The 26420-nt window shown below is 39.7% G+C and carries 20 protein-coding genes and 2 pseudogenes; 15 read left to right on the top strand and 7 right to left on the bottom strand.

Going from position 1 to position 26420, the window contains the following annotated elements:
• The first annotated feature begins 116 nt into the window (after positions 1–116).
• A protein-coding gene (locus ACOZ9X_RS18015; RefSeq protein ID WP_423416476.1) for an IS3 family transposase occupies positions 117–1438 on the top strand; the annotation gives its coding sequence in 2 pieces (ribosomal slippage) (positions 117–489 and positions 489–1438; 1323 coding nt in all).
• Positions 1439–1822: 384 nt separating this feature from the next.
• Here ACOZ9X_RS18015 and ACOZ9X_RS18010 read toward each other — a convergent pair.
• Positions 1823–3139, bottom strand: coding sequence for an NCS2 family permease (locus ACOZ9X_RS18010; RefSeq protein ID WP_423419389.1), 1317 nt, complete (start codon positions 3137–3139; stop codon positions 1823–1825).
• 162 nt (positions 3140–3301) lie between these two features.
• Here ACOZ9X_RS18010 and ACOZ9X_RS18005 point away from each other — a divergent pair, with 162 nt between their 5' ends.
• Positions 3302–3832 (top strand): YwhD family protein, encoded by a 531-nt coding sequence (locus tag ACOZ9X_RS18005; RefSeq protein ID WP_423419388.1) that lies wholly within the window; start codon positions 3302–3304, stop codon positions 3830–3832.
• Positions 3833–4160: 328 nt separating this feature from the next.
• Here the strand turns inward: ACOZ9X_RS18005 and ACOZ9X_RS18000 are convergent, their stop codons facing one another.
• A complete protein-coding gene (locus ACOZ9X_RS18000) occupies positions 4161–6224 on the bottom strand; it encodes a transglycosylase domain-containing protein (protein WP_423419387.1) in 2064 nt (687 codons plus the stop codon).
• A gap of 118 nt (positions 6225–6342) precedes the next feature.
• Here ACOZ9X_RS18000 and ACOZ9X_RS17995 point away from each other — a divergent pair, with 118 nt between their 5' ends.
• The 5 genes from ACOZ9X_RS17995 (at position 6343) to speB (ending at position 12541) form a co-directional block, all read left to right on the top strand.
• Positions 6343–7629 (top strand): amidohydrolase, encoded by a 1287-nt coding sequence (locus tag ACOZ9X_RS17995; RefSeq protein WP_423419386.1) that lies wholly within the window; start codon positions 6343–6345, stop codon positions 7627–7629.
• Positions 7630–7773: 144 nt separating this feature from the next.
• The gene (locus ACOZ9X_RS17990; RefSeq protein ID WP_423419385.1) at positions 7774–8235 is read left to right on the top strand and encodes a CarD family transcriptional regulator; all 462 of its coding nucleotides are present in this window, start codon (positions 7774–7776) and stop codon (positions 8233–8235) included.
• A gap of 586 nt (positions 8236–8821) precedes the next feature.
• A complete protein-coding gene (locus tag ACOZ9X_RS17985) occupies positions 8822–9670 on the top strand; it encodes an alpha/beta fold hydrolase (RefSeq protein WP_423419394.1) in 849 nt (282 codons plus the stop codon).
• 846 nt (positions 9671–10516) lie between these two features.
• Positions 10517–11347 carry a polyamine aminopropyltransferase gene (gene speE / locus ACOZ9X_RS17980; RefSeq protein WP_423419384.1) on the top strand — a complete coding sequence of 277 codons (831 nt, stop codon included), beginning with the start codon at positions 10517–10519 and terminating at the stop codon, positions 11345–11347.
• A 321-nt stretch (positions 11348–11668) separates the two neighbouring features.
• The gene (gene speB, locus ACOZ9X_RS17975; RefSeq protein WP_066399100.1) at positions 11669–12541 is read left to right on the top strand and encodes an agmatinase; all 873 of its coding nucleotides are present in this window, start codon (positions 11669–11671) and stop codon (positions 12539–12541) included.
• 301 nt (positions 12542–12842) lie between these two features.
• On the opposite strand, the gene ACOZ9X_RS17970 is transcribed toward speB, so the two are convergent.
• Positions 12843–13466 carry an AmiS/UreI family transporter gene (locus ACOZ9X_RS17970; RefSeq protein WP_423419383.1) on the bottom strand — a complete coding sequence of 208 codons (624 nt, stop codon included), beginning with the start codon at positions 13464–13466 and terminating at the stop codon, positions 12843–12845.
• A gap of 228 nt (positions 13467–13694) precedes the next feature.
• Here ACOZ9X_RS17970 and ACOZ9X_RS17965 point away from each other — a divergent pair, with 228 nt between their 5' ends.
• Together ACOZ9X_RS17965 and ACOZ9X_RS17960 are read left to right on the top strand one after the other, a co-directional pair.
• Positions 13695–15434, top strand: a complete 1740-nt coding sequence (locus tag ACOZ9X_RS17965) for a PAS domain S-box protein (RefSeq protein ID WP_423419382.1) — start codon at positions 13695–13697, stop codon at positions 15432–15434.
• Between the two features lie 162 nt (positions 15435–15596).
• Positions 15597–16451: a GAF domain-containing protein gene (locus ACOZ9X_RS17960; RefSeq protein ID WP_423419381.1), complete on the top strand. Its 855-nt coding sequence runs from the start codon at positions 15597–15599 to the stop codon at positions 16449–16451.
• 227 nt (positions 16452–16678) lie between these two features.
• Here the strand turns inward: ACOZ9X_RS17960 and ACOZ9X_RS17955 are convergent, their stop codons facing one another.
• Positions 16679–17692 (bottom strand): NADP-dependent oxidoreductase, encoded by a 1014-nt coding sequence (locus ACOZ9X_RS17955; RefSeq protein ID WP_423419380.1) that lies wholly within the window; start codon positions 17690–17692, stop codon positions 16679–16681.
• A 220-nt stretch (positions 17693–17912) separates the two neighbouring features.
• On the opposite strand from ACOZ9X_RS17955, the gene ACOZ9X_RS17950 reads away from it, so the two are divergent.
• From ACOZ9X_RS17950 to ACOZ9X_RS17935, 4 genes and pseudogenes are all read left to right on the top strand, one after another.
• A complete protein-coding gene (locus ACOZ9X_RS17950) occupies positions 17913–18353 on the top strand; it encodes a DUF1934 domain-containing protein (protein WP_191755446.1) in 441 nt (146 codons plus the stop codon).
• Positions 18350–20020 (top strand): arginine--tRNA ligase, encoded by a 1671-nt coding sequence (gene argS, locus ACOZ9X_RS17945; RefSeq protein WP_423419379.1) that lies wholly within the window; start codon positions 18350–18352, stop codon positions 20018–20020. Before ACOZ9X_RS17950 ends, argS begins: the two co-directional genes overlap by 4 nt.
• 182 nt (positions 20021–20202) lie before the next feature.
• Positions 20203–21331 (top strand): annotated as a pseudogene (locus ACOZ9X_RS17940) (IS256 family transposase).
• Positions 21332–21597: 266 nt separating this feature from the next.
• Positions 21598–21747, top strand: coding sequence for an aspartyl-phosphate phosphatase Spo0E family protein (locus ACOZ9X_RS17935; protein WP_423419378.1), 150 nt, complete (start codon positions 21598–21600; stop codon positions 21745–21747).
• 31 nt (positions 21748–21778) lie between these two features.
• On the opposite strand, the pseudogene ACOZ9X_RS17930 reads toward ACOZ9X_RS17935, so the two are convergent.
• Positions 21779–22164, bottom strand: a pseudogene (locus ACOZ9X_RS17930) (S8 family serine peptidase); the annotation flags it as partial.
• A gap of 566 nt (positions 22165–22730) precedes the next feature.
• On the opposite strand from ACOZ9X_RS17930, the gene ACOZ9X_RS17925 reads away from it, so the two are divergent.
• Positions 22731–23699, top strand: coding sequence for a 2,3-diaminopropionate biosynthesis protein SbnB (locus ACOZ9X_RS17925; RefSeq protein ID WP_423419377.1), 969 nt, complete (start codon positions 22731–22733; stop codon positions 23697–23699).
• A gap of 26 nt (positions 23700–23725) precedes the next feature.
• Positions 23726–24613 (top strand): kinase, encoded by an 888-nt coding sequence (locus ACOZ9X_RS17920; protein ID WP_423419376.1) that lies wholly within the window; start codon positions 23726–23728, stop codon positions 24611–24613.
• Between the two features lie 49 nt (positions 24614–24662).
• On the opposite strand, the gene ACOZ9X_RS17915 is transcribed toward ACOZ9X_RS17920, so the two are convergent.
• Entirely contained in the window at positions 24663–25286 is a 624-nt protein-coding gene (locus ACOZ9X_RS17915) for a 4'-phosphopantetheinyl transferase family protein (protein WP_423419375.1), read from the bottom strand.
• Positions 25287–25392: 106 nt separating this feature from the next.
• Positions 25393–26325, bottom strand: a complete 933-nt coding sequence (locus ACOZ9X_RS17910; protein ID WP_423419374.1) for an ornithine carbamoyltransferase — start codon at positions 26323–26325, stop codon at positions 25393–25395.
• Positions 26326–26420: the final 95 nt, after the last annotated feature.

Raw genomic sequence — 26420 nt, 5'->3', positions numbered from 1 at the left:
TGAACTGTATCCCGAATAATGGACACTTATAAAAAGTCCGTTATTCGGGATTTTTTGTGTTCTTTAACAAGAAACCCGTTATAATCAAACCAAACAGGGAGAACGGGGAATCCACATTGAGTAAAATTATCTATAACGAACTTCAAAGAAAACAACTTGAAAACAATCCAAATGTAAGCCATGTTTCAGATCGTTCTATCAGCTATAAACCCGAGTTTAAGGTTCAAGCTGTAAAAGAATATTTACAAGGAAAATTACCAATGGAAATTTTTATAGATCATGGTTTTGATATCGAGATGATTGGAGTCGATAAACCACAAGCTTGTTTAAAACGCTGGAGGTACTCGTTTGAAGCGCATGGTGAGGATGGATTTTACACGGAGCGTCGTGGAAAAGGCAGTACAGGACGTCCTTCTTCGAAGGAACCAACCTTAGAAGAAAAATTAAAGAAAGCAGAAGCTCGAAATGCTTTCCTTGAAATGGAGATCGACTTCTTAAAAAAGCTCAAGGAACTAGAAAGGCAGGCGAAAAAGAAGTAACTACATCTGAGAAGTATCAGCTCATCAATGAAACGATCCGAAAACACAACCTTAAACGCCATGTCTCCCATCTCTGTGAAATAGCTGGTGTAAAACGAAAGAGCTATTATGCCTGGCTAAAAGCAGAGCCAAAGCGCCTTGAACGAGAAACAAAAGATCAAGAGGATTATCAACTCATTAAGCAGATTCATGACAGTAAAAAAGAAAAGCTCGGCGGACGCGTAATAAAGATGCGTCTAGAAAATATCTATGATGTTAAAATGAATCTCAAAAAAATATATAGAATTAAAACAAAATTTAATCTTGAAACAAAAATACGCAGGAAAAATCCTTATAGGAAATTAGCAAAGGCTACACAAGAACATAGAACGTGCCCGAACATCCTGAATCGAAACTTTGTCCAGTCTAGACCTGGAATGGCTTTACTCACAGATATTACGTATTTATATTTGGAGGACAGTTCAAAGGTTTATTTATCTTGCGTAAAAGACAGTACAACCAGAGAGATATTAGCGTACTCTCTTTCAACATCACTAAGCATGGGGATTGTTTATCGAACACTAGAAAAATTAATGGACTCTTTGGACGGGAATGTTTATCCTGGTGCAATTCTTCATTCCGATCAAGGTTTCCATTACACACATCCTGAATTTCAAAAACGAGTAAAAGGATTAGGATTTACACAATCCATGTCAAGGAGAGGGAATTGTTTGGATAACGCCCCTATGGAATCATTCTTTGGGCACTTTAAAGACGAAGTAGATGTCGAATGTAAAACGGTCGCTGAATTAAGGTACAAAGTAGAGGAATACATAGAATATTACAATACAGAAAGATATCAATGGACATTAAGCAGAATGACCCCGGAACAATTCCGAGGTCATCTAATAGCTGCTTAAATGGTCTTTTTATAAACTGTCTAATTTTAAGGGAACAGTTCACCTTTATTTTAAGGGGCAGCCGGTCTTTTTGTGTTTTATTTATTTTGTTATCTTTTATAAATTCTTCATTGCAAAGTTGATTGTAGCGCAAGGTTGCTGACTCCTACGGGACGAGCGGTCAGGTGGAGACTCCTAAAGGCGCAAAGCGGCAGTCGGAAAAGTGGAAGTGACTCGTTCAGCCCCGACAAGCAAAAGGTAAATGGGCGAGGACGGCGCACTTTGCCTTCTTGACCGTTTACCTTTTGACCTCGAGGGGCTAGTCACTGCAACTAGACAGGAGGCTCACCGTTCGCCCCGTGGATGCAACCTGGAGCGGAAATCAACGGCTTTCAAAAATGTTTTTTAGTGAGGTAAAAACGCTAATTGATAGAAGAACAATATGGCAAACAAATAAACCAAGAACGGAACTTCACGATATTTACCTTTTACAATTTTCAGAATCGGATAAGAGATGAACCCTAATGCGATACCTGTTGCGATAGAAGACGTTAATGGCATCGTTAAAATGATCAAGAACGCTGGGAATGCTTCATCAAGTTCGTTCCAATTAATTTTACTTAAAGAACCAAGCATCAAGCTTCCGACGATGATCAGGGTCGGTGCTGTTATAGCGGCTAATCCTGAAATCGCACCAACAAGTGGTGAGAAGAACGCAGCGGCTACAAATAGCATGGCTACTACAACAGATGTTAAACCAGAACGACCGCCTGCAGCTACACCGGAGGATGACTCGATATAAGCACTCGTTGGGCTCGTACCAAACGCTGCACCAACTGTTGTCGCAACGGAATCGGCTAATAGTGCTTGACGTGCACGAGGCATCTTATTGCCTTTCATCAGTCCAGCTTGTTCTGCTACCCCAACCATCGTACCCGTCGTATCAAAGATCGTTACAAGCAAGAAGGAGAACACAACTGCATATAATCCATATTGAAACACATCGGAAAAGGCTGTGATCGGATCACCAAAGATAAAAAGTTCTGATGGAAGGTTTGGTGTAGAAACGAATCCATCTTTAAATGTTAGATGTCCCGTATAATAAGCGATTGCCCCCGTGATGATCATTCCGAAGAATAATGCACCGTTCACGTTCAGTCCCATTAAGATTAACGTGATAGCAAGTCCACCAAGTGCAAGAAGTACCGTTGGTGAGTGCATATCACCTAGAGTGACTAAGTTATCAGGGTGAGCCACAATAATTTTTGTAAGGCGTAAACCGATGAACGCGATAAATAGTCCGATACCAGCTGTAATACCGTGTTTCAGGTTTGCTGGAATAGATTCGATCAATTTTTCTCGAAACGGTGTTAGCGATAAGATTACAAAAAGAATACCAGCTACAAAGACAGCTCCGAACGCGATACGGTAATCGATGTTAGGATGGTTTCCTACAACAGAAAACGCAAAATAGGCGTTCAGCCCCATACCTGGAGCTATGGCGATCGGATAGTTGGCCATTAAAGCCATCCAGAGTGTCCCGACTACCGTGGCAATAATCGTAGCAATAAACACAGTGTCAAAAGGAACACCGGCAGAATGCAGGATGATTGGGTTGACTATGACAATGTACACCATCGTTAAGAATGTAGTGATACCTGCTAATATTTCTGTTTTGATGGTCGTACCAAGTTCTTTTAGTTTAAAAAATGAAGAAAGCATACGTTAGAACCTCCAAAATACGAACGATTTATAAGTACATGATATATAATATTCGTTTTTAGGTGCAATTTCAACAATTATCTTCAAACTTTTCAACTGAGAGTTTTGCGTGATTTGTGATACAATACGTGTTAACAATGAATGTTTAGAGGAGCTGGAAGCATGAAAGATTTTTTCAATTCCAATGATGCTGATAAAAAGAAAAAAGGAATGGGCTTTACCATCATAAGTGGTGACTCAACAGATGGTCATGGTGGTTATGGTGTGGGTAGTCTGACACTTGATCACGTAACACCTGTAATCGTAGATGTAGAAGAGTCGATCGCTTATATCGACATGGGAGCGATGCACGCGAGAAGTGATGTGGAAAAGCGCATCAAGTTTACGCCGAATCGTGAAAATACACCGAATCCCCGTCTTTATTGGCTCGTTTGGGTAACGATCAATAGAAATGCAGAAGGTCCGTTTTATTTCGGATTGACTGCATGCGAGATGCTAGTAGATGTTGAAGCACGAAGAGGGTATAAAAGTCTTCCAGAACACGTAAACCGTATGGATAAATCCATGAAGGGTAAAGTGATCGTAGAGGATATGGACGAAAACGCTCGTCGTGTGCTTGGAAACTTCCTGAAAGAGAATGATGAAGCGATGTTTAACCGTTCGAGTGACGAAATCAAGTCATTAGTGGAATAAAAATGGCAAAGTTATGAACCTTTTTTGAACATTTTGCAAATAACTTGTGACAAGAAAGCACTTCCATTAAAATATAGGTAGCATTGTACACACAATGTTTCTAGGACAATAAAGTGCCCGGGGCTCCTGTAGTAGAGCTCCGGGCATTTTATTTTGTCTATTAAAAGTCGATTATGTGTCAAGAATCCTGTCGATTCGTGGATACTCCATTCAAATTTGTGGATTGCGGCACTATATTTCTGGATTCAAGCTCGGAACTTCTGGATTCAGACCAAAAACATCTGAAGTTACCGCTTCTCACACCCACCGAAGGGTACCTTCACCCTCATCACCAAGAAAAAATCCGCTTGAAAAATCCTTTTTCCTCTTTTTTCTGCTCTAATTTTTCTTTTATTTCACTAGAAGCACCATGCTCATCACAATACTCTACAGGCTCTGTTCCTTTTTCATAATAAGAGATGCGCGTTACCGGACAGCTATCGGTTGCAAGCTTTCCGTTTTGCGGGTTGATCGTTACTGCAGTTACGCCTTCTGGTTGTTCAAACGATAAGATCTCTTTGTTCTTTAACGCACTCTCCATAAAATAAGCCCAGATTCGTTTGGAGTATCCCGTATCGTTCACATCATGCAGCTCTTCGTTGTTATCGTATCCGACCCAAACACCAGTAACGAGTTGGGGAGAATATCCGACCATCCAGCTGTCATTTGGCGTAGAGCCAGATTTTCCGGCCATCGGACGCGTCAGATAGTGGTTGATACTTGATCCTGTAACGCTCGTATAATCATTTAGCTTTTCGTCAAACGTTCCGGCTAACAGATCGGTCATGACAAACGCTTTGTTCTCGTCGATCACTTGTTTGCTCTCATATTTATGTTCATACAGCACTTTGCCTTTAGAATCTGTAATCTTCGTGATGAAAACAGGATCTACTTTTTTACCACCATTAGCAAAAACGCCGTATGCGTTCGTAAGCTCTAACACACCTACTGCTTTTGAGCCTAGTGCAAGGGAAGGGATGCTAGCGAGTTCACTTTTTATACCGAATTTCTTAGCTGTTTTAACAAGCTTCTTCGGACCGAGATAGAGGTTCGTTTTTACAGCATAAATATTATCTGATAGCGCGAGCGCCTGAGCCATCGTAATAAAATCATTCGCATAGCGATTCTTAAAATTCTTAGGCTTATAATCGCCTATGCCATCTCCCATCGCGAATGTTGTTGGTTCTGATTTTATGGGAGTAGACGCCGTGTATCCGTGCTCGAGCGCAGTGTAATACAGGAATGGCTTAAACGTTGAACCTGGTGCGCGCTTTGCTTGAAGGGCACGGTTAAACGAACTTTGCTCAAAATCCCTGCCGCCAACGAGCGCTTTCACATCTCCGCTTCGAGGATCCATAGCGACTAATGCAGTCTGGATCGTACTGTTATCGATGATGCGATTTTCAATCGTGTGTTCAGCGACTTCCTGCATGTTGGGATCGAGTGTCGTGTAGATTCGAAGTCCACCGAACTGTATCGAGTTCGTGTTCACGTTCAGTTCCTTTTTTAAAGCACGCATCACGGCATCCTGAAAGTAAGGAGCGACCGTTGCGACCTCTTCCTCTTCTTCTCGTACATAAGTTAATGGGGCTGATGCTGCTTTTTGAACGGACTTCTTCTTAATTGTTCCATCTTCAGCCATCGCGTTTAAGATGATGTTTTGTCTTTTTTTCGCGTTCTCTTCATGAAGGATCGGAGAATAGTAGCTCGGACCTTTAGGGATTCCTGCCAACATCGTCGCTTCGCTCAGTGAAAGATCTTTTGCATCTTTGCCGAAATAATAGCGTGAAGCAGACTGGATTCCGTATGAGCCATGTCCGTAATAGATCGTGTTCAAATAACCTTCTAAAATCTCATCCTTTGAATAACTCATCTCAAGGCGCAGTGTGTAGAAAGCCTCTTGAAACTTTCTTCGCCATGTTTTGTCATGTGTTAAAAAAAGATTGCGTGCATATTGCTGCGTGATGGTACTGGCTCCTTGGACTTTTGCGCCAGCTTTAAGGTCTGCGAGTAATGCACCGCCAATACGCTTCATATCAAAACCGTTATGCTTATAAAAACTTTTATCTTCAATAGAGATCGTAGCGTTGATCACATGTTTATCAATTTTTTTGAGTGGAACCCAATATCGGTTCTGACCGCCGTTGTTGATCTCACCCATTTTAGAACCGTCCGCTGCATACATGATGGTTGTCTGCGGAACAAGCAGAGCGGGAGGGCCCATGAGTTTAGCGAGCAGCAACAGTCCAACAAAGGATAATGCAAAGCATCCAGTGACGATAAGACCCCAGTTTTTCATCCAGCGTATTTTCTGCTGTTTCGTAGCTTCTTTATAGATCTGCCAAAACTTCATAATCCGCCCTCCTTAAAAACTCTCATTTTGTTATCTAGTATGGTGAAAAAAGATGCTCCTTAAACGTGGATAGAGAATGAAGTGCTATAATGGCTGTGAGAAAGAGGAGGTTCGTGACATGCTTATACAAAACATTCAATATATGACGGCTTCGGCAGATGGGAAATGGGTTGTTAACACGGGAGACATCCTTATAAAAGATAATAGGATTGATTCAATAGGAAACTTTGAATATGATGAAACGGTTGAGAAGCTAGACGGAAAAGGGATGCTTGCGCTACCGGGATTAGTTAACGGACATCAGCATACACCGATGTCGCTGTTGCGTTGCTATAGTGATGATGTGACATTGATGACTTGGCTTAATAAAAAGATGCTTCCACTTGAGATGAAGATGAATGATGAAGATCGCTATTGGGGTGGACTTCTTTCCATGGCAGAAATGATCAAGAGTGGAACAACTTCTTACGCAGATATGTACATAGGAATCGACACGATCGGAGAAGCGGCCGTTGAATCGGGTATTCGATCCGTTATAGCGCGCGGGCTTATTGCGATGGACTCGGATTATGAAGGTCGGCTAAAGGAAGCGGCAGATGTTGTTGATCGCTGGCACGGAAAAGGAGACGGTCGAATCACAACGATGATCGCTCCGCATTCTCCTTATATGTGTCCACCTGATTTCTTGAGAGCAGCTGTTAATCTTTCAAAAGAAAAGAACGTTCCGCTTCATATTCATTTAGCTGAAACGAAAGACGAAGAGAAAATGATTCAAGAAAAGCACGGGTTAAGACCGGTTGAATATTTAAAACAAGCAGGTGTGTTCGAGCGCCATGTGCTGCTCGCGCATGGTGTTCATTTTAACGCTGAAGACTATGAAACGCTGAAAACGCTGCAGGGCGGTATTATTCACAATCCGGTAAGTAACGCGAAGCTCGGATGCGGGATCAGTGATGTGAAACGTTTAATGGATAGCGGTGTGAAGGTTGGTTTAGGAACGGATGGACCAGCGAGCGCCAGTTCTCTTGATCTGTTTTTAGAAATGAAAGCTGCTAGCTGGTTCCAAAAATTGAAGTATGAAGAAGCGGCAGTCCTTAGTGCGCATGATGTGTTATCGATGGCAACGCAGAAAGGTGCCGACATCCTTGGGATCGGGGATGATGTTGGTTCCTTAACGGTTGGTAAGAAAGCAGACATTCTGTTGATGGACATGAACAAACTTCATCTAACGCCGAGTCATGAACATGCAAATCTTTTAGTATATTCTGCAACAGGACAAGACGTTGATACCGTAATCATCGACGGCAAGATTGTCATGCGCGGCCGTGAATTGAAGACGATTGATGAAGAAAAAGTAATAGCAAACGCTAAAGAACGAACGAAAGAACTTCTAGTGCGATTATGATGAGTAGGTGTCTCAAATTTGAGGCACTTTTTTTGTTGTGAAAATGATTGACATGAAAAATAAATTCATGATATTATAAAATATTTGATTAAATTGTAGGGGTGTGGTACTCTTAGAAGGTTAGCAAATCTGGAGGTGGAGTATTTGTTTCAAATTGGCGATAACATTGTGTACCCAATGCATGGAGTAGGTGTAATTGAAGCCATTGAAGAAAAAGAATTCCCCGATGAAAAACAACAGTACTATGTTATAAAGATGTCAGTCAGCAACATGCAAGTTATGATTCCAGCATGTAAGATTATGAATTCTAAAATACGTCCTGTTACAGAACTCTTAGCATTAAAGCAGATTATGCACGATTTTCAAAATGGAGAATCTGAAACATTACTAACGTGGAAAGAAAGATACAAAGTAAATGCAGACAAGCTAAAAACAGGTGAAATACGCGAAGGTGCTGAAGTTGTTCGAGATTTAATGCGTATGAAGAAAGAAAAAACACTGAATGCAAGCGAAAAAAAAATGTTGGAAAATGCATATGGATTTTTAATTAGTGAACTTGAAGTAATCAAAGGAATCACTGAAACCCAGATAAAAAGTTTCTGTTAAAGTTTAATGATATGGTATGAGATTATTAAATGGTCTCATTAATAACTTTTCAGAGACAATACACTTCTTAAACTTACTTATAGTAACCTCTTTAATTTCTACAACACTTTAATCCTTAATTTTTGATTTTACTTTCCTCAATAACATTTGAAGTTTTTCCAATCACTTCTAATCAATAATCACATGATCGTTGTAATACTGATTCACACTGGCACGGACAAGGAGCCGTAAGGATGAAAGAGAGGTAGGGCTTTCATTGTTTTAGGTAACCTCAGTGACTATTAATTAGAAGATTACTCATCCACCTCCAAAAGTACTGTTAATTAAATATTAAATGGGAAAAGCAGCCGAGAGTGGGTAACGCGGGTTGCTTTTTTTATTTTTGATAAAAAAGTTCAGAAAATTATGTTAAAATAAATACGGTTTAATACCACTAAACAAATGAATGAAGGAGGCCGACGCGTCATGATCATTAAATGGATCAAACTTCGATAATGACAAGTGCAGGCCAAGATAACTCCGTTGAGTGCTTATTGATCTGCGCTTTTTAAAGTGGCAAAAATAAAATCACGGAGGGGAAATAATGATGAAACAACAACTTTTACACACAAATCAAGTGGAAATAAATACGGAAAGCTTCGGTGATCCCAGCGATCCCCCAGTTCTATTGATCATGGGTGCGATGTCTTCGCTTGATTGGTGGGATGAGAAATTTTGTGAGCGTCTTGCCGCAGCAGGGAGATACGTGATTCGGTATGATCATCGTGATCTTGGTCAATCCGTAGTCTATGAACCTGGTACGTCGAACTATACGATTACAGATCTGGCTGATGATGCGTTTGGCATTCTAGATGCTTATTCTATTGAAAAAGTGAACATCATGGGAATGTCTCTTGGGGGAATGATCGGACAGATTATGGCGATCAAGCACCCTGAACGTGTGCTTAGCCTGACGATCCTTGCATCCAGTGTTTTTGGTTCTGAGCAATCTGAGCTGCCTCAGATGGATCAGGAAATTTTAGATTTCCATGGAAAAAGTGCTTCTATTGATTGGAATGATCGAGAAGAAGCTGTTGCTTATTTAGCAGACGGATGGGCAGTCCTTTCGGGATCCAAATCTTTTGAAAAGAAAAGAATGTACGCATTGGCAGAAAGAGAATACACGCGTGCTAAACAGATTCAAAGCAGATTTAATTATATTTTTCTAGGCGGCGGTGAAAAGTATTTAGATCGTATGAATGAAATTAGAGTTCCCACGATCATCCTTCATGGAACAGAAGATCGCGCCCTTCCGTTCGAACACGGTCAAGCGCTTGCTAAATCAATTCCGCATGCCGAACTCGTGACTCTTGAAGGAACGGGGCATGAGCTGCATACAGAGGATTGGGATATTATTATAGATTCGATTGTAAGGAATAGTTCTATAGGAAATTAAAAGTCGAGGAAGCCATGAACAACGGTTTGGTGTTCATGGCTTTTTTAGATTCTTGAGATTCAGGCATGTTGGGAAGGGGGGTATAATGCTGGGTGGTTAGAGTCGTATTTTGTCAACTCGCCGATATATGATCAAAACTCGCTGGATTAATTCCATAATTTCTAGGATTATGGACTCAATTTCTTGAATAAGAGTTGTTAATACCCCTCCTGGTATAACGTCAGTTCACTTATAAGAGCAAGGGCTCCCTAGTTTTGTCCCTATTAGCCGATTTTTTTAGAAACTCCACTAAAAAGAAATCGTCCGTGCACGAAACACGGACTAATGGGGCGCCAGAAGGGACACACGAGTCGGTAAAGCGAGGCCGGATTTTCTGAGACGAAAAGCCGGTGCTTTTACACGTGTGACAGAGGCCTATTTATTTTTAGACGTAAGGACAGTAACGATAAGCGAGCTGAAAGCGACCGCAAACATCAACGCCTCAAAGATCGTCAGAGGCATCACCCCCCTTAACTGTAAGCTGCGGATACCCGCAAGTTGTCCAGCTTCAGTTTAAAAAAGGGAATGCGCCGACCGTCTGTCCTTCTGAACGCTATCTCCATTATACCACTTAAGTAGTCAGAATAGTCAGTCGAAAGAAACGGGGGATTTGACCTATTTTTATTGGTTAAAGATTAAGAAAACAAGAATGTGGTATGGATAAGAAGTGGATATTTAAAATTAGCTGCATTCTGACAAAAATTGAATTGGAATCTTAGGTCCCAGAATGCTATAATCATTTTGTTTGTAAAATCTCGAAACAACGATGCCTGGCATTTCAAAATATATAGTAGGAGTGAGACCAACATGAGTATTTGGTTTACTGAAAAACAAACGGAAAATTTCGGAATTACGATGAAAATTAACAAAACGTACGTATCTGAGCAAACAGAATTTCAAAAGCTAGATATGGTAGAAACAGAAGAGTTCGGAAACATGCTGATCCTTGATGGCATGGTTATGACTACACAAAAAGACGAGTTCGTTTACCACGAGATGGTAGCACACGTACCTCTTTTCACACACCCTAATCCGAAGCACGTTCTAGTTGTAGGTGGAGGAGACGGTGGAGTAATCCGCGAAGTGTTAAAGCACCCATCTGTTGAAAAAGCAGTTCTTGTTGAAATTGATGGAAAAGTAATCGAGTATTCTAAGCAATACTTGCCTGAAATCGCTGGAGACTTAGAGAACCCGCGCGTTGAAGTAAAAGTTGATGACGGATTCATGCACATCGCAACAAGCAATAATGAGTATGATGTAATCATGGTTGATTCAACTGAGCCAGTTGGACCAGCTGCTAAACTTTTTGAAAAAGGTTTCTATGAAGGAATTTCTAAAGCACTTAAAGAAGATGGAATCTTTGTTGCTCAAACAGACAACCCATGGTTCACGCCTGAGTTGATCACTCAAGTATTCAGCGATGTTAGCGAGATCTTCCCGATCACGCGTCTTTACACAGCGAACATTCCAACTTACCCTAGCGGACTTTGGACGTTCACGATCGGATCTAAGAAACACGATCCACTAGAAGTTCCTGCTGCTCGTTTCCACGATATCGAAACGAAATATTGGACGCCGCAACTTCACACTGCTGCGTTCGCGCTGCCGAAGTTCGTTAGTGACTTGATTAAAAAATAATCCTGAATTACTTATGCTTTGTTGCTTTAGAAAGTAGTTGATTTCCGTTTCAGGTGCTTCGCTTTCCGCGGGGCAGGCGGTGAGCCACATTCGCAACGTTTCACTCTTAAGTGTCTCACCTGCCCGCCTGTCCCGCAGGAGTCTCGCACCTTACACTACAATCAACCTTTCAGTGAGGTTTCCTTTTGGAAAGTGAGAGCAAAAGTAATCGATCTCTTTTAGAAAATATCAGTGATTAAAATATAAAAATGGGGGCCGTCAAAAGTGAGTTGTACCTTGCTTTCGCGACGGTCCTGTATTTTACATAAGGAGTGTAAAATCATGCGTTTTGATGAAGCTTATTCTGGAAATGTGTTTATTTTAAGTAAGCCTGACTATAAGACGGCTGATGCTGTTCTTTACGGTATGCCGATGGATTGGACGGTTTCATTCCGTCCGGGTAGCCGTTTTGGCCCTGCTCGTATTCGTGAGGCATCTCTTGGCCTTGAAGAGTACAGCCCATACATGGACAAGCACCTTGAAGAAGTGAACTATTTTGATGCGGGAGACATTCCGTTACCGTTCGGAAATCCTCAACGTTCTCTTGATATGATTGAAGAGTACGTATCAACTTTACTAGCTGACAACAAGTTTCCGCTTGGAATGGGTGGAGAGCATCTTGTGACTTGGCCAGTATTTAAAGCATTGAAACAAAAATATGATGACTATGTAGTGATTCATATAGATGCACATGCTGACCTTCGTGAGCAGTATGAAGGAGAAGTTCTTTCTCACTCAACACCGATCCGTAAAGTTTGCGATCTAATCGGCGCAGAAAATGTGTATTCGTTCGGAATCCGTTCTGGTATGCGTGAAGAGTTCGAATTCGCAAAAACTAGCGGTATGCACATGTACAAGTTCGATGTAGCTGAGCCGTTAAAAGAAGTTCTTCCAACATTAAAGGGACGTAACGTGTACGTTACGATCGATATTGATGTTTTAGACCCATCTGCAGCTCCTGGAACAGGAACAGCAGAAGCGGGCGGAATCACTTCAAAAGAGCTTCTTGAAGCGATTCAGTTGATCGCAAAAGCGGACATCAACGTAATCGGAGCAGACTTAGTAGAAGTAGCTCCAGTTTATGACCATTCTGAACAAACACCGATCGCAGCTAGCAAGTTCCTTCGTGAAATTTTGTTAGGCTGGGTAAAATAATAGAGTTGAGAACCCCTGTTTATGAGGCTGTTGTTTGCAGCCGTCGAACAGGGGCTTTTTGTTTGGTAGATTTCTGAGCATGTCGAGCTGTATCGAATGGCCTTTTATTTTACGAATTAGACTTAATTGGTATCGATTTTGATTTTGACTTAATTTTTTCGAAATAGACTTAATTGAACCATACTCCGACTTAATTACTCATAAAAACGACTTAATTGCCATCCGCCACCCTCATCACACAACATCTAGCAGACCCCATTCACAATAAAACCGGCCTCGAATCATCGAGACCGGCGAACGCTTAAGCTAATTCTTCAACTAATTTTTCTTTTTTGACCGATTTTGCAAACAAAATCGCTTCTACGACAAAATAAACCATTGACCCGATGCATACATACGTCCAGATTTCTTGAAGCTTGGCGTTCTGCCACAGATCAAGCAACATGAATAGGGAAGGAAGCGTTAACGTTATCCATGACTGAACGAAAGCGACTCTGCCGATATAGTTTTCGTATGGTTTTTTAAGTGCGGACGATAAGAAGAACAGAAACCAAAGGAACGCCCACAACACCCACGTTAAGGCGTTTACTAAGTCATTTTCTTGAACGTAAAACACAAGTGCATAAACGATCGCCATCATCGAAACCCACAGGGAGTACCAACCGAGCCCACTGGAATCAAACCCTTTTAAAATCGTTACCCCAAGATAAAGGTAAGTGAATCCAAACAAGAAGACAGCGCCGTTATTGAACATCGACCAGTTGGACCCATCAGACGTAATAATAAGATAGATCGGTGTGATGACTTGAAGCAATCCGACTAATATATTAAAAAACGCGACACTTTTTTCTTCAGCTTTTCCGAGCAACATTAAGCTGTTTAAGAATAAAGCTCCACCTGAAAACAGCAAACCTATAGCACCCATAATTATTCCCTCATTACTTTATAAGATAATTTTTAGAGGTCAGACCTCTTACATTAATCAAATATAGTAAATTCTTAAGTGTAAAGCAATGGAAATCTGAAAAAAAATAGTAGGAAGGAACTGACTTAAACTGTTTTTAGCTAAATTTGTCGAAATTTGTTATATCATTAAGTCTTTTTTGCTATAGTTACAGTAGAGAATTAGGTGAATAAAGGGGGGACAATTAGAATGACAGCGATTTCAAAAGAGATGGAGTATTTTCAAACGTTCATCGATCAGCTTTCTGAAGCCGTAATGGTTGTGGATCAGAATGAAGAAATAACAGGTGTGAATCAACATTATTTGAATCTGACAGCTCAGGCAGTTTTTGAAACGGGAAAGTCAATGGATGAAATCCTTTTACGTCATTCAGATGGTGACGAAGGAACATTACTTGCTGTAAATGGTTATATTTCAGTAAAAGTGAGTGAAGGAACGTTGCCGTTTGTTGACAGTTCTTTCCGTTATTATATCTTGAAAGAACTGCCCGCTGTCGTTCATTCTTGTCAGGAGCCTCTTATGAAAACGTTAATGAACATCGTTCCGGATTTTATCGGTATAAAAGATGGAGACGGGCGTTTTGTATTTGCGAATGAATTTGTGGGTGAACTTTTTGAACTGCCGGGGTTTGATTTTACTGGAAAGACCGATGCTGACTTAGCGGAGATCGCTCCTGACTTTCGTGATGTTTTTCAATATTGTATCGAGACTGATGAACAAGTGTGGCAGGCGAAAGAAATTGTTCGGTGTGAAGAGTTCGTGCCTGCGCGAGACGGCAGCACACGTTTTTTTGATGTTTATAAAATTCCAGTGTTTCATCCAGAAGGATCTCGAAAGAACTTGCTAGTATTCGGCCGGGAGGTAACGGAAAAGATTGAGTCCCGACAGCTGTTAGAAGAGAGTGAAGCTAGATACAGGCTGTTGGCTGAAAACGCGATGGATATGATCACAACACATAAAGCAGATGGTTCATTTACGTACATTTCACCTGCATCGTTTGCGTTATTAGGGAAAAGACCTGAAGAGATTTTAGGAGATACAGGCTATGGAATGCTTCATCCGGATGACGAAGAGATCTCAAGAAAAGCCCATGAAGATTTAATCTCAGGACCGTGCACGAAAACCGTTCCTTTTCGATTACAGCATAAAGACGGGCATTATGTGTGGCTCGAAACATCGTGTAAAAGTATCACAGATGACACAGGTAAAGTCGTCGAAATCATTGGGGTTACGCGCGACATCTCAGATCGAAAAAAATCAGAAGACTTGCTTCGTCAATCCGACAAACTTTCAATCGTTGGACAGCTTGCGGCATCCGTGGCTCATGAGATACGAAATCCGCTAACCTCGCTGAAAGGGTTCATTCAATTTTTACAAGAAAGCCAAGAGATCAATCCATCAAACTACTACAGCATCATGGATAAAGAACTGAACCGCATCGATCAGATCATGGGGCAGCTGTTATTGTTGGCTAAACCTCAGGTCCGAACGTATAAAAAGACTTGTTTGAACGAGATTGTGGAATTTGTAGAAATTCTTTTACAGCCTGAAGCTCTTCGACAAAATGTTCAGATCAAGAAGGAAATGTCCGAAGATTTACTATGGATTCATGCTGAGCAAAACGAACTGAAGCAAGTTTTGATTAATCTCTTGAAGAATGCGATCGACTCTATGGTAAATGGCGGAGAGATTGTGATTAGAGGAGAACAGATCGACGAAAACATTCACGTGTCAGTCAAGGATCAAGGCTGTGGTATTCCAGCAGAGCGAATTCAAAAAATGTGCGAACCTTTTTACACAACAAAAGAAAAGGGTACTGGATTAGGGCTGATGATCAGTTCGAAAATCATGAAAGAGCATAATGGGAAATTACATTTTACAAGTATAGAAGGTAAGGGCACGACTGTCTCTATGATCTTACCTGTTTAATCGGCGAGCTGGCTTTATTAAGGAGTCAGCTTATTTTTATTTTGAAATTTCCCATTACTCTATTCATTAACTTTTTTATTTTTTAAATTATCCAAAAATTATAACTTTTAAATGATATACTTGTCTCAAGCAAAAAGTGCTTTTATTAAGGGAGAGAAGATAATGGCTGATGATTACGAGAATGAGATTACTAATTATTATTCGTTGAAGTCTGTTTCCCGCAAAATGTTTGACTTAATTAGTAAACAACTGAATGTCAAAACTACATATGTAACAAGAAAGGGAAAAAGAGCAATTACCGTTCTAAGCTCTTTTAATGAGGATGAGGAGATTATTACGGAGGGTTACAGTGTAGAATATGGAGAAACGTATTGCCGGTTAATTATAACGAACGAAGGCAGTACAATGAAGACAAGAAACTTAATGACTGATTCAAGAACACGGGAGTTAGAGGTAACAGGTGAACTTAAGATCAAAGGATTCTTAGGCGTTACACTAAAAGATCTAAAAGGGAATGTATTTGGAACGCTTTGCGTAATGGATCGAAAGGAAAGAGAGTTTTCGGAAGATGATGTAAACTATCTTCACTCCATAGCAGGTATCTTGTCTCATATTATTGAACTCGATGAAACGAAACATCATATGGGATTCTTAAGTGTCCCGATCATTCCACTTACAGATGGGGTTTCCATCCTTTCCCTGCAAGGGATTGTAGATGAGGTCCGCTCAGAACAAATAATTAGTGATGTCCTACATAATGCAGCAGAAAGTGATATTGATTTTTTTATCATAGATTTATCAAAACTATATATTCAGGATAACCGTTTTCCAAAAGAGTTGTTCACGCTGATCAATGCTCTTTATTTAATAGGTGTAAGAACAATCATTACTGGAGTGACTCCAGCGTTTGCTCATGAGCAAGTTGATCATTTTGATTTAACGAATGCGAAAACAAAGTATGTGAACAATATTCAATCAGCATTGGATTATATCGGCTATCATTTAATAGAAAAATAACGGGTATGATGCAGGCTTTTAATCTGTTTATAGAGGACTAGATTTCTTATAAGGAGTCAGTCTTTTTTAATTTAAAAAATCGGGGTAATTGTTTATATCTGCGTTATCTATCGTTTCTTGTTGAATGATACTCTTTGAAATGTTTCCAGCAGCAACACGCCATTTTATAAAAAAGAAGCTTTCCACCTATAAAAGGTGAAAAGCCACAAAGATTTGAATGAAAAATCCTACACATTCTCCGGCTCAGCTACTTTTACGAGCTGTTTCCCTGTGTTTTCACCTGAAAACAGTCCTAAGAACGCATCAATCGTATTTTCAAAGCCATCTACGATATTTTCGCTATAAGAAATCTTGCCTTCTTTTACCCATTTGGCAAGTTCGATCGCGCCTTCTTCAAAATGAGCCGCATAATCGCTTACGATGAATCCTTTCATCAGAGCACTGTTGATCAGAATTTGACTTTGCATACGTGGACCAACATCTGCTTTTTCAAGGTTATAAAGAGCGATCTGGCCACAAACAGGAATGCGAGCACCTTTATTGATCAACGCCAATACGCTATCAGAGATCTCACCGCCGACGTTATCAAAATAAACATCAACACCGTCTGGACAAGCTGCTTTTAGTGCTTCATATACATTTTCCGTCTTGTAGTTGATCGCAGCATCAAAGCCTAGTTCATCTTTTAGGTAAGAGATCTTATCGTCAGAACCTGCGATTCCGACAACACGTGCACCTTTAATCTTAGCGATTTGGCCAACAATCGTACCAACAGCTCCAGCGGCACCGCTGACTACAACGGTTTCGCCTTCTTGTGGGTTACCGATATCAAGCAGACCGAAATATGCCGTTAAGCCAGTCATTCCTAATACACCTAAGTTTGCAGTGAGTGGAGCAAGAGATGGATCTAGTTTTCGAACTTCAGCATCACTCGCAACGTTGTATTTTTGCCACGCTAAGTTACCAATTACAAAATCGCCTTCTGCTAGTTCGCCTGAACGTGATTCAACAACTTGTCCAACGATTCCACCAGAGATCGGTTCGTTTAACTGAAATGGAGGCACGTAAGATTTACGATCACTCATGCGTCCTCTCATATATGGATCTACCGATAGATAAATCGTTTTTAACAGTACCTGATTGTTTTCTAGTGCAGGAGTAGAAGCTTCCTCGAAGCGGAAATCGCTTTTTTGAGGTGCGCCTTTTGGTCGATTCACGAGTAAAATTCTTTCGTTTTTCATTAAGATCCTCCTCATTTCTATTTCTTCTTCTCGAGTGTATAATACGTCATTCACTACCTTCATTCCAAATCATCCACTCATGAAAACGTGTTTTTAGGATAAATTTACCTAATAAGACCATGAATTTTTAAAAAGACACCCATAAGGTTGAAGGGAAGCAGTGAAATCTTTTATAATAGGTAAGTTAAAGAGGGACATCAAAAAAGGAAGTGTTGTTCGCATGGATCAAGATACGGAATTGTCTGTTGCGCTTTCGATAAGTTCAGAAGTACATTTCAGTGGTGAAGCGGAGAAACATTTCACCGAGACAGAAGGTAAGCTCTATAAACGAGGGGACGTCACCTATCTTCAGTACAAGGAAGAGATAGAAGGTGCAGGTTCTGTCAATAATGTGATTAAGATAACGCACGCTGGTATTCTGATTATCCGCTCAGGCAGTGTATCTATGAAACAGAAATATTTAATCGGCCAAACGACAAAAGGCATGTACGACAGCCCGTATGGCCAGCTTTGGATGGAAACGACTACACATGAAATGAATTTCCGCTGGAATCAGCAAAAGCAGACGGGAGATCTCAATCTCGCATATGAGCTGGTTCTGCAGGGTGAACATACAGGAACACATCGAATCAAGATTAATTTTCAGGAGGCAAAAGCATGAATATCCTTGACCAAGTCAAGCAGCTGTTAAAAGAAGAGATCGAAGAAGCGGTCGTTAAAGCAGGACTTGCTAAAAAAGAAGAACTGCCTGCAGTCGTTCTTGAAGTACCGAAAGATAAAGCGAATGGTGACTTCGCGACGAACATGGCAATGCAATTAGCACGTGTCGCAAAAAAAGCACCTCGTATGATCGCGGACGATCTCGTTGCAAATTTTGATAAAAGTAAGGCATCTATCGCAAAAGTTGAGATCGCAGGTCCTGGTTTCATCAACTTTTACATGGACAACTCTTACTTAACTGAGCTTGTACCGACTGTGTTAAAAGCGGGCAAGGATTACGGACGAACTGAGCATGGCGGCGGGAAAAAGGTTCAAGTCGAGTTCGTATCGGCGAACCCTACAGGAACGCTTCACTTAGGACATGCACGTGGTGCAGCTGTTGGTGATACGATCTGTAATATCCTAGACTATGCAGGCTATAACGTTTCTCGTGAGTTCTACATCAATGATGCTGGAAATCAGATCAACAACTTAGCTACTTCGATCGAAGCTCGTTATTTCCAAGCGCTAGGCAAGGATAAAGAGATGCCTGAAGATGGTTACCACGGAGCGGATATCATCGAGTTTGGTAAAGATCTTGCTGAAGAGTACGGCGATTCTTGGTTAGAAAAAGAAGAGAGCGAGCGTGTCAGCTTTTTCCGTGAATACGGTCTTACACGAGAGCTTGAAAAACTAAAAGCTGACCTCGCTGAATTCCGTGTAGATTTTGATGTGTGGTTCTCTGAGACTTCACTCTATCAAAACGGGAAAATCGATGCAGCACTTGAAAAGTTAAAAGCTAAAGGTGTTGTTTATGAAGAAGAGGGCGCGACATGGTTCCGTACGACAGATTATGATGACGACAAAAACCGTGTACTCATCAAAAATGACGGCTCTTACACATATTTAACACCAGATATTGCGTATCATAACGACAAGTTTGAGCGTGGGTTTGAGAAGCTGATCAACATCTGGGGAGCTGACCATCACGGTTACATCCCACGTATGAAAGCGGCGATTCAAGCCTTAGGTTATGATAAAGAACAACTCGATGTAATGATCATCCAGCTTGTTTCCCTGTTCCAAAACGGCGAAAAAGTTCGTATGAGTAAGCGTACGGGTAAAGCAGTAACTTTGCGTGAACTGATGGAAGAAGTGGGTATTGATGCGACTCGCTATTTCTTTGCGATGCGCTCAAACGATACTCACCTTGATTTTGATATGGACTTAGCGGTTTCAAAATCGAACGAAAACCCTGTGTTCTACGTTCAATACGCACATGCACGCGTATGCAGCATGCTTCGCCAAGGTGAAGAGATGGGTCTTTCTTATGAGGGAGACGTGGATCTTTCTCAGATCGATTCTGAAAAAGAGTTCGAGCTGTTGAAGAAAATCGGAGAATTCCCTGCTGTGATCAACGAAGCAGCAGAAAAACTTTTAACGCACCGTGTAACGAATTATGTATTCGAGTTGGCTTCTGCTCTTCATAGCTTCTATAACGCAGAGCGTGTACTCGATCCAGAAAACAAAACAAAATCACAAGCGCGATACGCATTGATGAAAGCTACTCAAGTTACGATTGAGAATGCATTGAACATCATCGGTGTAGAAGCACCAGAGCGTATGTAATATATAGGGATTAAGTGGAGAAAACCTGTCTGCGGACAGGTTTTTTTTTGGAGAGAGCTTGGAAGGTGTTTATGAGCGGTTCCTGATTAAGTCTATATAATTGTGTAAATGCAAAAAGGGCATCATCAGTCCCCGTGTTACAATGTTTTCGACCAAGAAAATATGCACTGGAGGATATGATGATGACCCCACTTAATCTTACCGTAAAAATTGAGGATTTAAAAGACCAGCTCATGAACTCATGAACGCTGATCTAGATTCTGTTTTAAAATGTTCACTTGTACTTATCTTGAACCAAGTTATGGAACAAGGATGTGATAATCATCTTAATGCACGCTGGTACGAAAGAACAGAGGGGCGTGCTGATTACCGAAACGGTTATTATGAACGTGATTTCCTGATTTCTATAGTTAAAGTTAAATTAAAGGTCCCTCGTACAAGAGATGGGCAGTTTTCCACTTATGAGTTTGAAAAGTACAAGCGAGCTGATCAAGCATTTGTACTCGCTATGATGGAAATGGTGGTAAATGGCGTTTCTACCCGTAAAGTTACGAAAGTCGTAGAACAGCTCTGCGGGGAAAGTGTGTCTAAATCTCTCGTTTCACATATCACGAAGAAACCTATTGTGAATGAGTGGGCTAATCGTCCGTTAAACGTCATGTACTACAAATATCTATTTGTCGATACGATGTACAATAAAAGTGCGAGATCACCAACGTGTAAAAGCCGTATAAATCGCACTTGGCGTGAACGAACAAAACAAACGAGAAATTATCGGATTATGCGTCAACCACGAACGCTGAGTCAAAAGCTGGTTGGACGGAGTTTTTTGATGCGCTCAAATCGAGAGGACTTCAATCTCTTCCTAAAATGATTATTTCAGATGCACATGAAGGGCTTAAACAGACCATTCAAGGATCATTTATTGGTGCGAGCTAGTAGTGATGTACGTTTCATTTCAAGCGGAATAACATTGATGGTATGCCCAAGAAAAATGCCAAGGATGCCAAACGATTATTGGTGCGCATCTTTGACGCGTCTACACCGGAGAAAGCTCGTTTGCTTAAAGAATCATCATGGAAGCTTACGAAGATCAGAGTGGTTACCAAAAGCTCTTCGCATCTTAGATGATGGCTTCGAAGACGCCATTCAATACATGAATGAGCCACAAAACTATCATCAAAAGCTTCGTACAACAAATAACCTGGAAAGACTGAATTCGGAGATTCGCAGAAGAGGCGTGTCATTCGAATTTTTCCTAAAACACAATCACCTTTCCGGCTTATTGGTGCTGTATTAATGGACTATTAAAAAACGTTAGATCCAGGGAATAGAAAATATATTTATTAAGCATTAGGGGGGAGGTGTGGCCTCTAACAAAAAGAACTATCTTAATTAATGTGTTGAAGACAGTGTAACTATTTTTTACACAATATAGTGGACTTGATTTGGTTCCTGGAGTTTATGAGCGATTCATAATCTTTACAAGTAATTTGCCATTCAGCAAAGGTCCACGAGCTTAGAGAAGATCAAAAAGGAAATTCACTGCTTTTCTTGAATTCTAACAAAGCACATTAATGCTCAGGAGGAAAACATTTACTCATCCTATTGTTTTGGAAAAGAGTCAAGAGCTGGATGTTCTTATTCATAAACTTCAAGTGAAAAGTTCAAAAAGTAGAATTTCTAAAATAAGAAACGCTTATAAAAAAATGCATGAATCGGGTTAACACCGACTCATGCATTTTTTTGTTAGTTTATTTATTGAGTTGCTGCATACACATCGATTACGCCTTTTCCATAATAAAACGGATCACCTAGTGGGATAGCGGTATTAACTAGTTTTTGTCTAACTTGACATTAGACAATCCAGGATTCCCTGCTATGATAAGTGCTGCTGCTCCTGCCACGTGTGGTGAAGCCATTGACGTTTCATTATAGCTGTCATAACCGTTTCCTGGAACAGAACTCAAGATGTTTACTCCTGGTGCCGTTACTTCCAGTTCTGATCCCACGCTTGAAAATGAAGCGCGGTTATTACTCGCATCTACAGCACCCACTGCCATTACAGGTGCATACTTTGCTGGATAGCCGATTGTGTTTAACTTTCCTCGTGTTCCTTCATTACTAAACGGCTTGATAACAACAGCTTGTAAAACAATCTGTATGTTCCTGTCCCGTTTGCCTATCGGTCGTATCGACCGAGCCGGAAATTACAGGTATTTAAAAGAGAAGTCTATAGAAATAGAGTAATGGTAGGTAGCTTTTCAGACTGCCTCTTTGCCCTTTGTCTTCCGAATTGTAAAACAAGAGAGCTCCACTAAACTTCTCTTTGACAGGACACCCGAACCTTCCCAACGAGAAGCCAAGTGATCTCATCAAACGGTTCAAGGGGCAAAAAACTTTAAAGCTACGCTCCCCTAAACTTTTTGTGCTATTTCCCTTGACCGTATGTCAGTTTTTTCCTCCTTTTACGAAATTCGTCTAATGGAGTTTGGAGTAACTATTTATCTTAAGGACAAGACTTAAAGATTCGTAGGGATTACTCCGCTTTTATTTTAGAAATTAAAAGTGTTTCTTCGTTTAGTACAAAACTTTCTAAAATATGAAAAATATTGACAATAATGCATTAATATGACATAGTTGGTAGGCCAATTTATATTGCGAAAATTGAAAAAATATGTCGTTTTAAACAGGAAGGATGGGAAATGTTATGTTATATTTATCCACAAAAGATGTGCTTGAAATTGGTTTTAATTGGAATGAAACTGTTAGGATAATTAAAGATGCTGTACATTTACTTAATAGAAATAATTACGATCAACCAATAAAACCATATTTAAACTTTAACAACCCTAGAAATCGTATTATTGCAATGCCGGCTCGAGCAGGAGGTGACTTCTCTGTGGCTGGGATCAAATGGATTGCAAGTTTCCCTGAAAATATCGACCAAGGAATTCCCCGAGCACATTCTGTTACTATTCTTAATGATGAGCAAACAGGAGTGCCTTTATCAGTAATTAATACTCCATTAGTAAGTGGGATTCGTACAGCTTCAGTAAGTGGTCTCATGATTAATGAATTTTTAAAACATAGAGCAATGAATGAGATTGCTATTGGAATAATAGGATTTGGTCCAATTGGACAACTGCACTTGAAAATGGTAGAAGAGTTGGCAGGTGATAAAATCGTCAAGGTGTACCTTTACGATTTAAGAAATATTAATGAAGAGCTTATTCCAGTGAGTATGAGAAAGAAAATAGAAATAGTTAAATATTGGGAAGATGCATACGTAAATGCTGATATTTTTATAACTTGTACTGTATCTTCCAAAGGATACATTAACAAGCAACCTAAATCAGGTGCTTTGCTACTTAATGTATCATTACGGGATTTCAATCCTCGGATACTTGATTATACCAAGTCAATTGTTGTAGATAACTGGGAAGAAGTATGCAGAGCAGATACTGATATTGAAGTATTTCACAATACAAGAGGGCTTAAAAAGGAAGATACCATCAATATTGTAGATGTGGTATGTAACAATGGGTTACTCAAATTTCCGAAAGATGATGCAGTAATGTTTAACCCAATGGGTATGGCATTGTTTGATATTGCTATTTCCAATAGTTATTATCGTCAAGCTCTGCAAACAGGAATTGGTGTAGAGTTAGAGGGTTAGTATGATGCGAATTATAGGGGGATTTTATGAATATTTCATACGTTAAGAATAAATGTCTTCCGGGTCAATTGGGAAAAGGGAAATGCTTTGGAACTTTTGGAGAACTATTGCAAGGTGTCCTTGAGGATGGGCAAGATTTTCTTGTAACTTTTCCTATTAATTTGTTCTCAAATGCAACATTTATATCAAATTCAGAAGATCTTATAGTTGAACCTGCGTATAAGAAGAAATCACAGAAGTTGGCAAAAATGATTCTTGAACACTTTAATCTACCGCAGAGTGGGGAATTATACATAGAAAGTAATTTGCCTATAGGCAAGGGGTTTGCCAGCTCAAGTGCTGATATGGTATCAACGGCAAGGTCCATTGAAGATTGTTTTGGAATAGAGGTTCCAGTTCCTTTACTTCAACATATGATGTCCCAGTTAGAGACATCGGACGGTGTCATGTATTCGGGTGTTGTTTCTTTTTACAATAAACGAGTAGAGTTAATAGAAGAATTTAATTATTTGCCCCCTCTTACCATTGTTGGGGTCGATAACGGGGGAGAGGTTAATACCTCAAATTTTCACAAAGTAGTAAAAGATTATTCTATCGAGGAAAAAAAACGTTATACTCAGATGTTAGCAGAAATAACTGATGCTTTGAAAGATCTAGATATCTCAAGAATTGCCCAAATTTCATCAGAAAGTGCTCATATGAATCAAAAAGTGAATCCTTCAAGAGTATTTGATAATGTTAATGCTGTTTGTAATGTAGTTGGGGGACTTGGTGTTATTAAAGCACATACAGGTACATATAGCGGAATTATACTTTCTGTTGATGATAAATATTATGAATATAAACTTAAGAGATCTATTGAATTATTGCAAGATTTGTGTGGTAACGTATCAATATTTCACTCGTTGCACTAAAATAAATTAATCCAAAAATGACTGATGTCTTTTTGGATTAATTTTTATGTTAGAAGTTCTCAATTTCCTTGCATAGTATGGAAAAATCCTTATGTAAAACTTGCTCTGGAAAAGAATTACTCATTGAACAAACTGATAACTTGTACCTAAGATCTAATTCATATTGCTTAAAATACCATGAATGCTCACTGTTGGTATTTTGTAAAATGAAATTATTCGAAAAATTCTTACGTATAGTAAATGAATCCAGAGGAATATGTAATCCATTACCTATAGCCTTGATATAGCTCTCTTTCAATGTCCAAAGATCATAGAAATATTCTAATCTCTGGTGGTCTTTTTTTGATATTAAATCATTATATTCTTCTTTTGTGAAAAACTGGCTTGCAATGTTTAAATCAATGGGCTGAATCATTTCAACATCAATGCCAATGTCAGAATGATGTGTTGCACATACCACCCATTCACCAGAATGTGATAGATTAAAAGAAAATTCCTTTACATTTTGTAAACAGGGCTTACCGTACTTATTTAAATCAAATTTAATATCATGTATTTTCATTCCGAATTTGTTACAAATGACTGTTCGAACTAGAATATCTGCAAGTAGAGTTCGGTACGCATCTTCAATTTTTAAAAATTGATTGATTCGTTTTTTTTTTTTTGTCAACATAATGCATCAACTGTTTAAAGGTTAAATCAGTGATGAATTTAGGAACTTTAACAGCATATATTTCTTTCATGTTTACACTCCAATTCCCAATAATAAAGGGCATATGTTAATAGGAAGGATTTAAACACCATTCAAGTACTGCCATAGCGCTATAGAGTTTATTCTCGGCTTGCTCAAAAACAATACTTGAAGAGCCATCAATTACTTCAGTAGTAACTTCATCTCCGCGATGAGCTGGCAAATCATGCATAAATATAGCATTTGAGAAATTTCCCATAAATTCTGTAGTGACTGCAAATGGATTAAAATCTAAACGCCAATTTGGGTCTAATTTAGAAGTTCCTGTTGTTTCCCAGCGTGTTGTATAAACGACATCTATGTCAGATGGTAGTGTATTCAGATTACTACTAGTAATAATTTTAGATCCTGACATCTTGGCATAGTTTTGGGCCATCTCTAGTGTATGTTTGGATAAACCGTACCCGTTGGGTGTGTAAAGATAAAGTTCTGTATTTCTATATCTTGTTAAAGCAAGAGCTAGTGCTGCTGCTGAGTTATTACCTTCCCCTATATATAGCACCCTAAGCCCCGATATTTCACCAAAATGTTTCATCATTGTTGTAAGGTCGGTTAATGCCTGTGTTGGATGTTCATCTGAACTCATTGCATTGATAACGGACATTCTTTGTTGTGCTGCAAATGAACGCATTTCTTCAGGACTTCCAGCGGTTCTAGCTACTAATCCGTCCAACATACTCGATAGTACTCGGGTAGTATCATCAATCGTCTCTCCAGTGTTTTCTTGCAGGTCATTTGGTCCGTATGAAATTATGTTGGCTCCCATTCGTAACGCTGCTGTAGAAAATGCAGTTCTTGTTCTTGTAGAAGTTTTTCGAAAATATATACCTACTACATGATCAACTAAAATTTTTCTATGAGTATCTTCACCTGTCGAAAATCTTAAGCCTCTTGATACAAGATTATAAAGATCATTATCTTTGAGATCTGTAAGACTTATCAAATGTCGCTTTTCCTTCATCTTCAAATTCCTCCATTTATTTAAAAAAATATAACATTATTTTACAAAATAATGATAACATATTATTTGATTACTTAGAATATATATTTTATTTC

Source organism: Fictibacillus nanhaiensis, assembly GCF_049537595.1.
In the GTDB taxonomy this organism is placed as follows: Bacteria; Bacillota; Bacilli; order Bacillales; family Fictibacillaceae; genus Fictibacillus; species Fictibacillus nanhaiensis_F.
Note: the sequence above shows the minus strand (reverse complement) of the source record. Positions and strands in the feature narration are given on the sequence as shown.

Coding starts and splice junctions, on each gene's coding strand:
- ACOZ9X_RS18010 (WP_423419389.1), bottom strand. CDS start 3,139: ATGCTTTCTTCATTTTTTAAACTAAAAGAACTTGGTACGACCATCAAA.
- ACOZ9X_RS18005 (WP_423419388.1), top strand. CDS start 3,302: ATGAAAGATTTTTTCAATTCCAATGATGCTGATAAAAAGAAAAAAGGA.
- ACOZ9X_RS18000 (WP_423419387.1), bottom strand. CDS start 6,224: ATGAAGTTTTGGCAGATCTATAAAGAAGCTACGAAACAGCAGAAAATA.
- ACOZ9X_RS17995 (WP_423419386.1), top strand. CDS start 6,343: ATGCTTATACAAAACATTCAATATATGACGGCTTCGGCAGATGGGAAA.
- ACOZ9X_RS17985 (WP_423419394.1), top strand. CDS start 8,822: ATGAAACAACAACTTTTACACACAAATCAAGTGGAAATAAATACGGAA.
- speE (WP_423419384.1), top strand. CDS start 10,517: ATGAGTATTTGGTTTACTGAAAAACAAACGGAAAATTTCGGAATTACG.
- speB (WP_066399100.1), top strand. CDS start 11,669: ATGCGTTTTGATGAAGCTTATTCTGGAAATGTGTTTATTTTAAGTAAG.
- ACOZ9X_RS17970 (WP_423419383.1), bottom strand. CDS start 13,466: ATGGGTGCTATAGGTTTGCTGTTTTCAGGTGGAGCTTTATTCTTAAAC.
- ACOZ9X_RS17965 (WP_423419382.1), top strand. CDS start 13,695: ATGACAGCGATTTCAAAAGAGATGGAGTATTTTCAAACGTTCATCGAT.
- ACOZ9X_RS17960 (WP_423419381.1), top strand. CDS start 15,597: ATGGCTGATGATTACGAGAATGAGATTACTAATTATTATTCGTTGAAG.
- ACOZ9X_RS17955 (WP_423419380.1), bottom strand. CDS start 17,692: ATGAAAAACGAAAGAATTTTACTCGTGAATCGACCAAAAGGCGCACCT.
- ACOZ9X_RS17950 (WP_191755446.1), top strand. CDS start 17,913: ATGGATCAAGATACGGAATTGTCTGTTGCGCTTTCGATAAGTTCAGAA.
- argS (WP_423419379.1), top strand. CDS start 18,350: ATGAATATCCTTGACCAAGTCAAGCAGCTGTTAAAAGAAGAGATCGAA.
- ACOZ9X_RS17935 (WP_423419378.1), top strand. CDS start 21,598: ATGCTCAGGAGGAAAACATTTACTCATCCTATTGTTTTGGAAAAGAGT.
- ACOZ9X_RS17925 (WP_423419377.1), top strand. CDS start 22,731: ATGTTATATTTATCCACAAAAGATGTGCTTGAAATTGGTTTTAATTGG.
- ACOZ9X_RS17920 (WP_423419376.1), top strand. CDS start 23,726: ATGAATATTTCATACGTTAAGAATAAATGTCTTCCGGGTCAATTGGGA.
- ACOZ9X_RS17915 (WP_423419375.1), bottom strand. CDS start 25,286: ATGTTGACAAAAAAAAAAAAACGAATCAATCAATTTTTAAAAATTGAA.
- ACOZ9X_RS17910 (WP_423419374.1), bottom strand. CDS start 26,325: ATGAAGGAAAAGCGACATTTGATAAGTCTTACAGATCTCAAAGATAAT.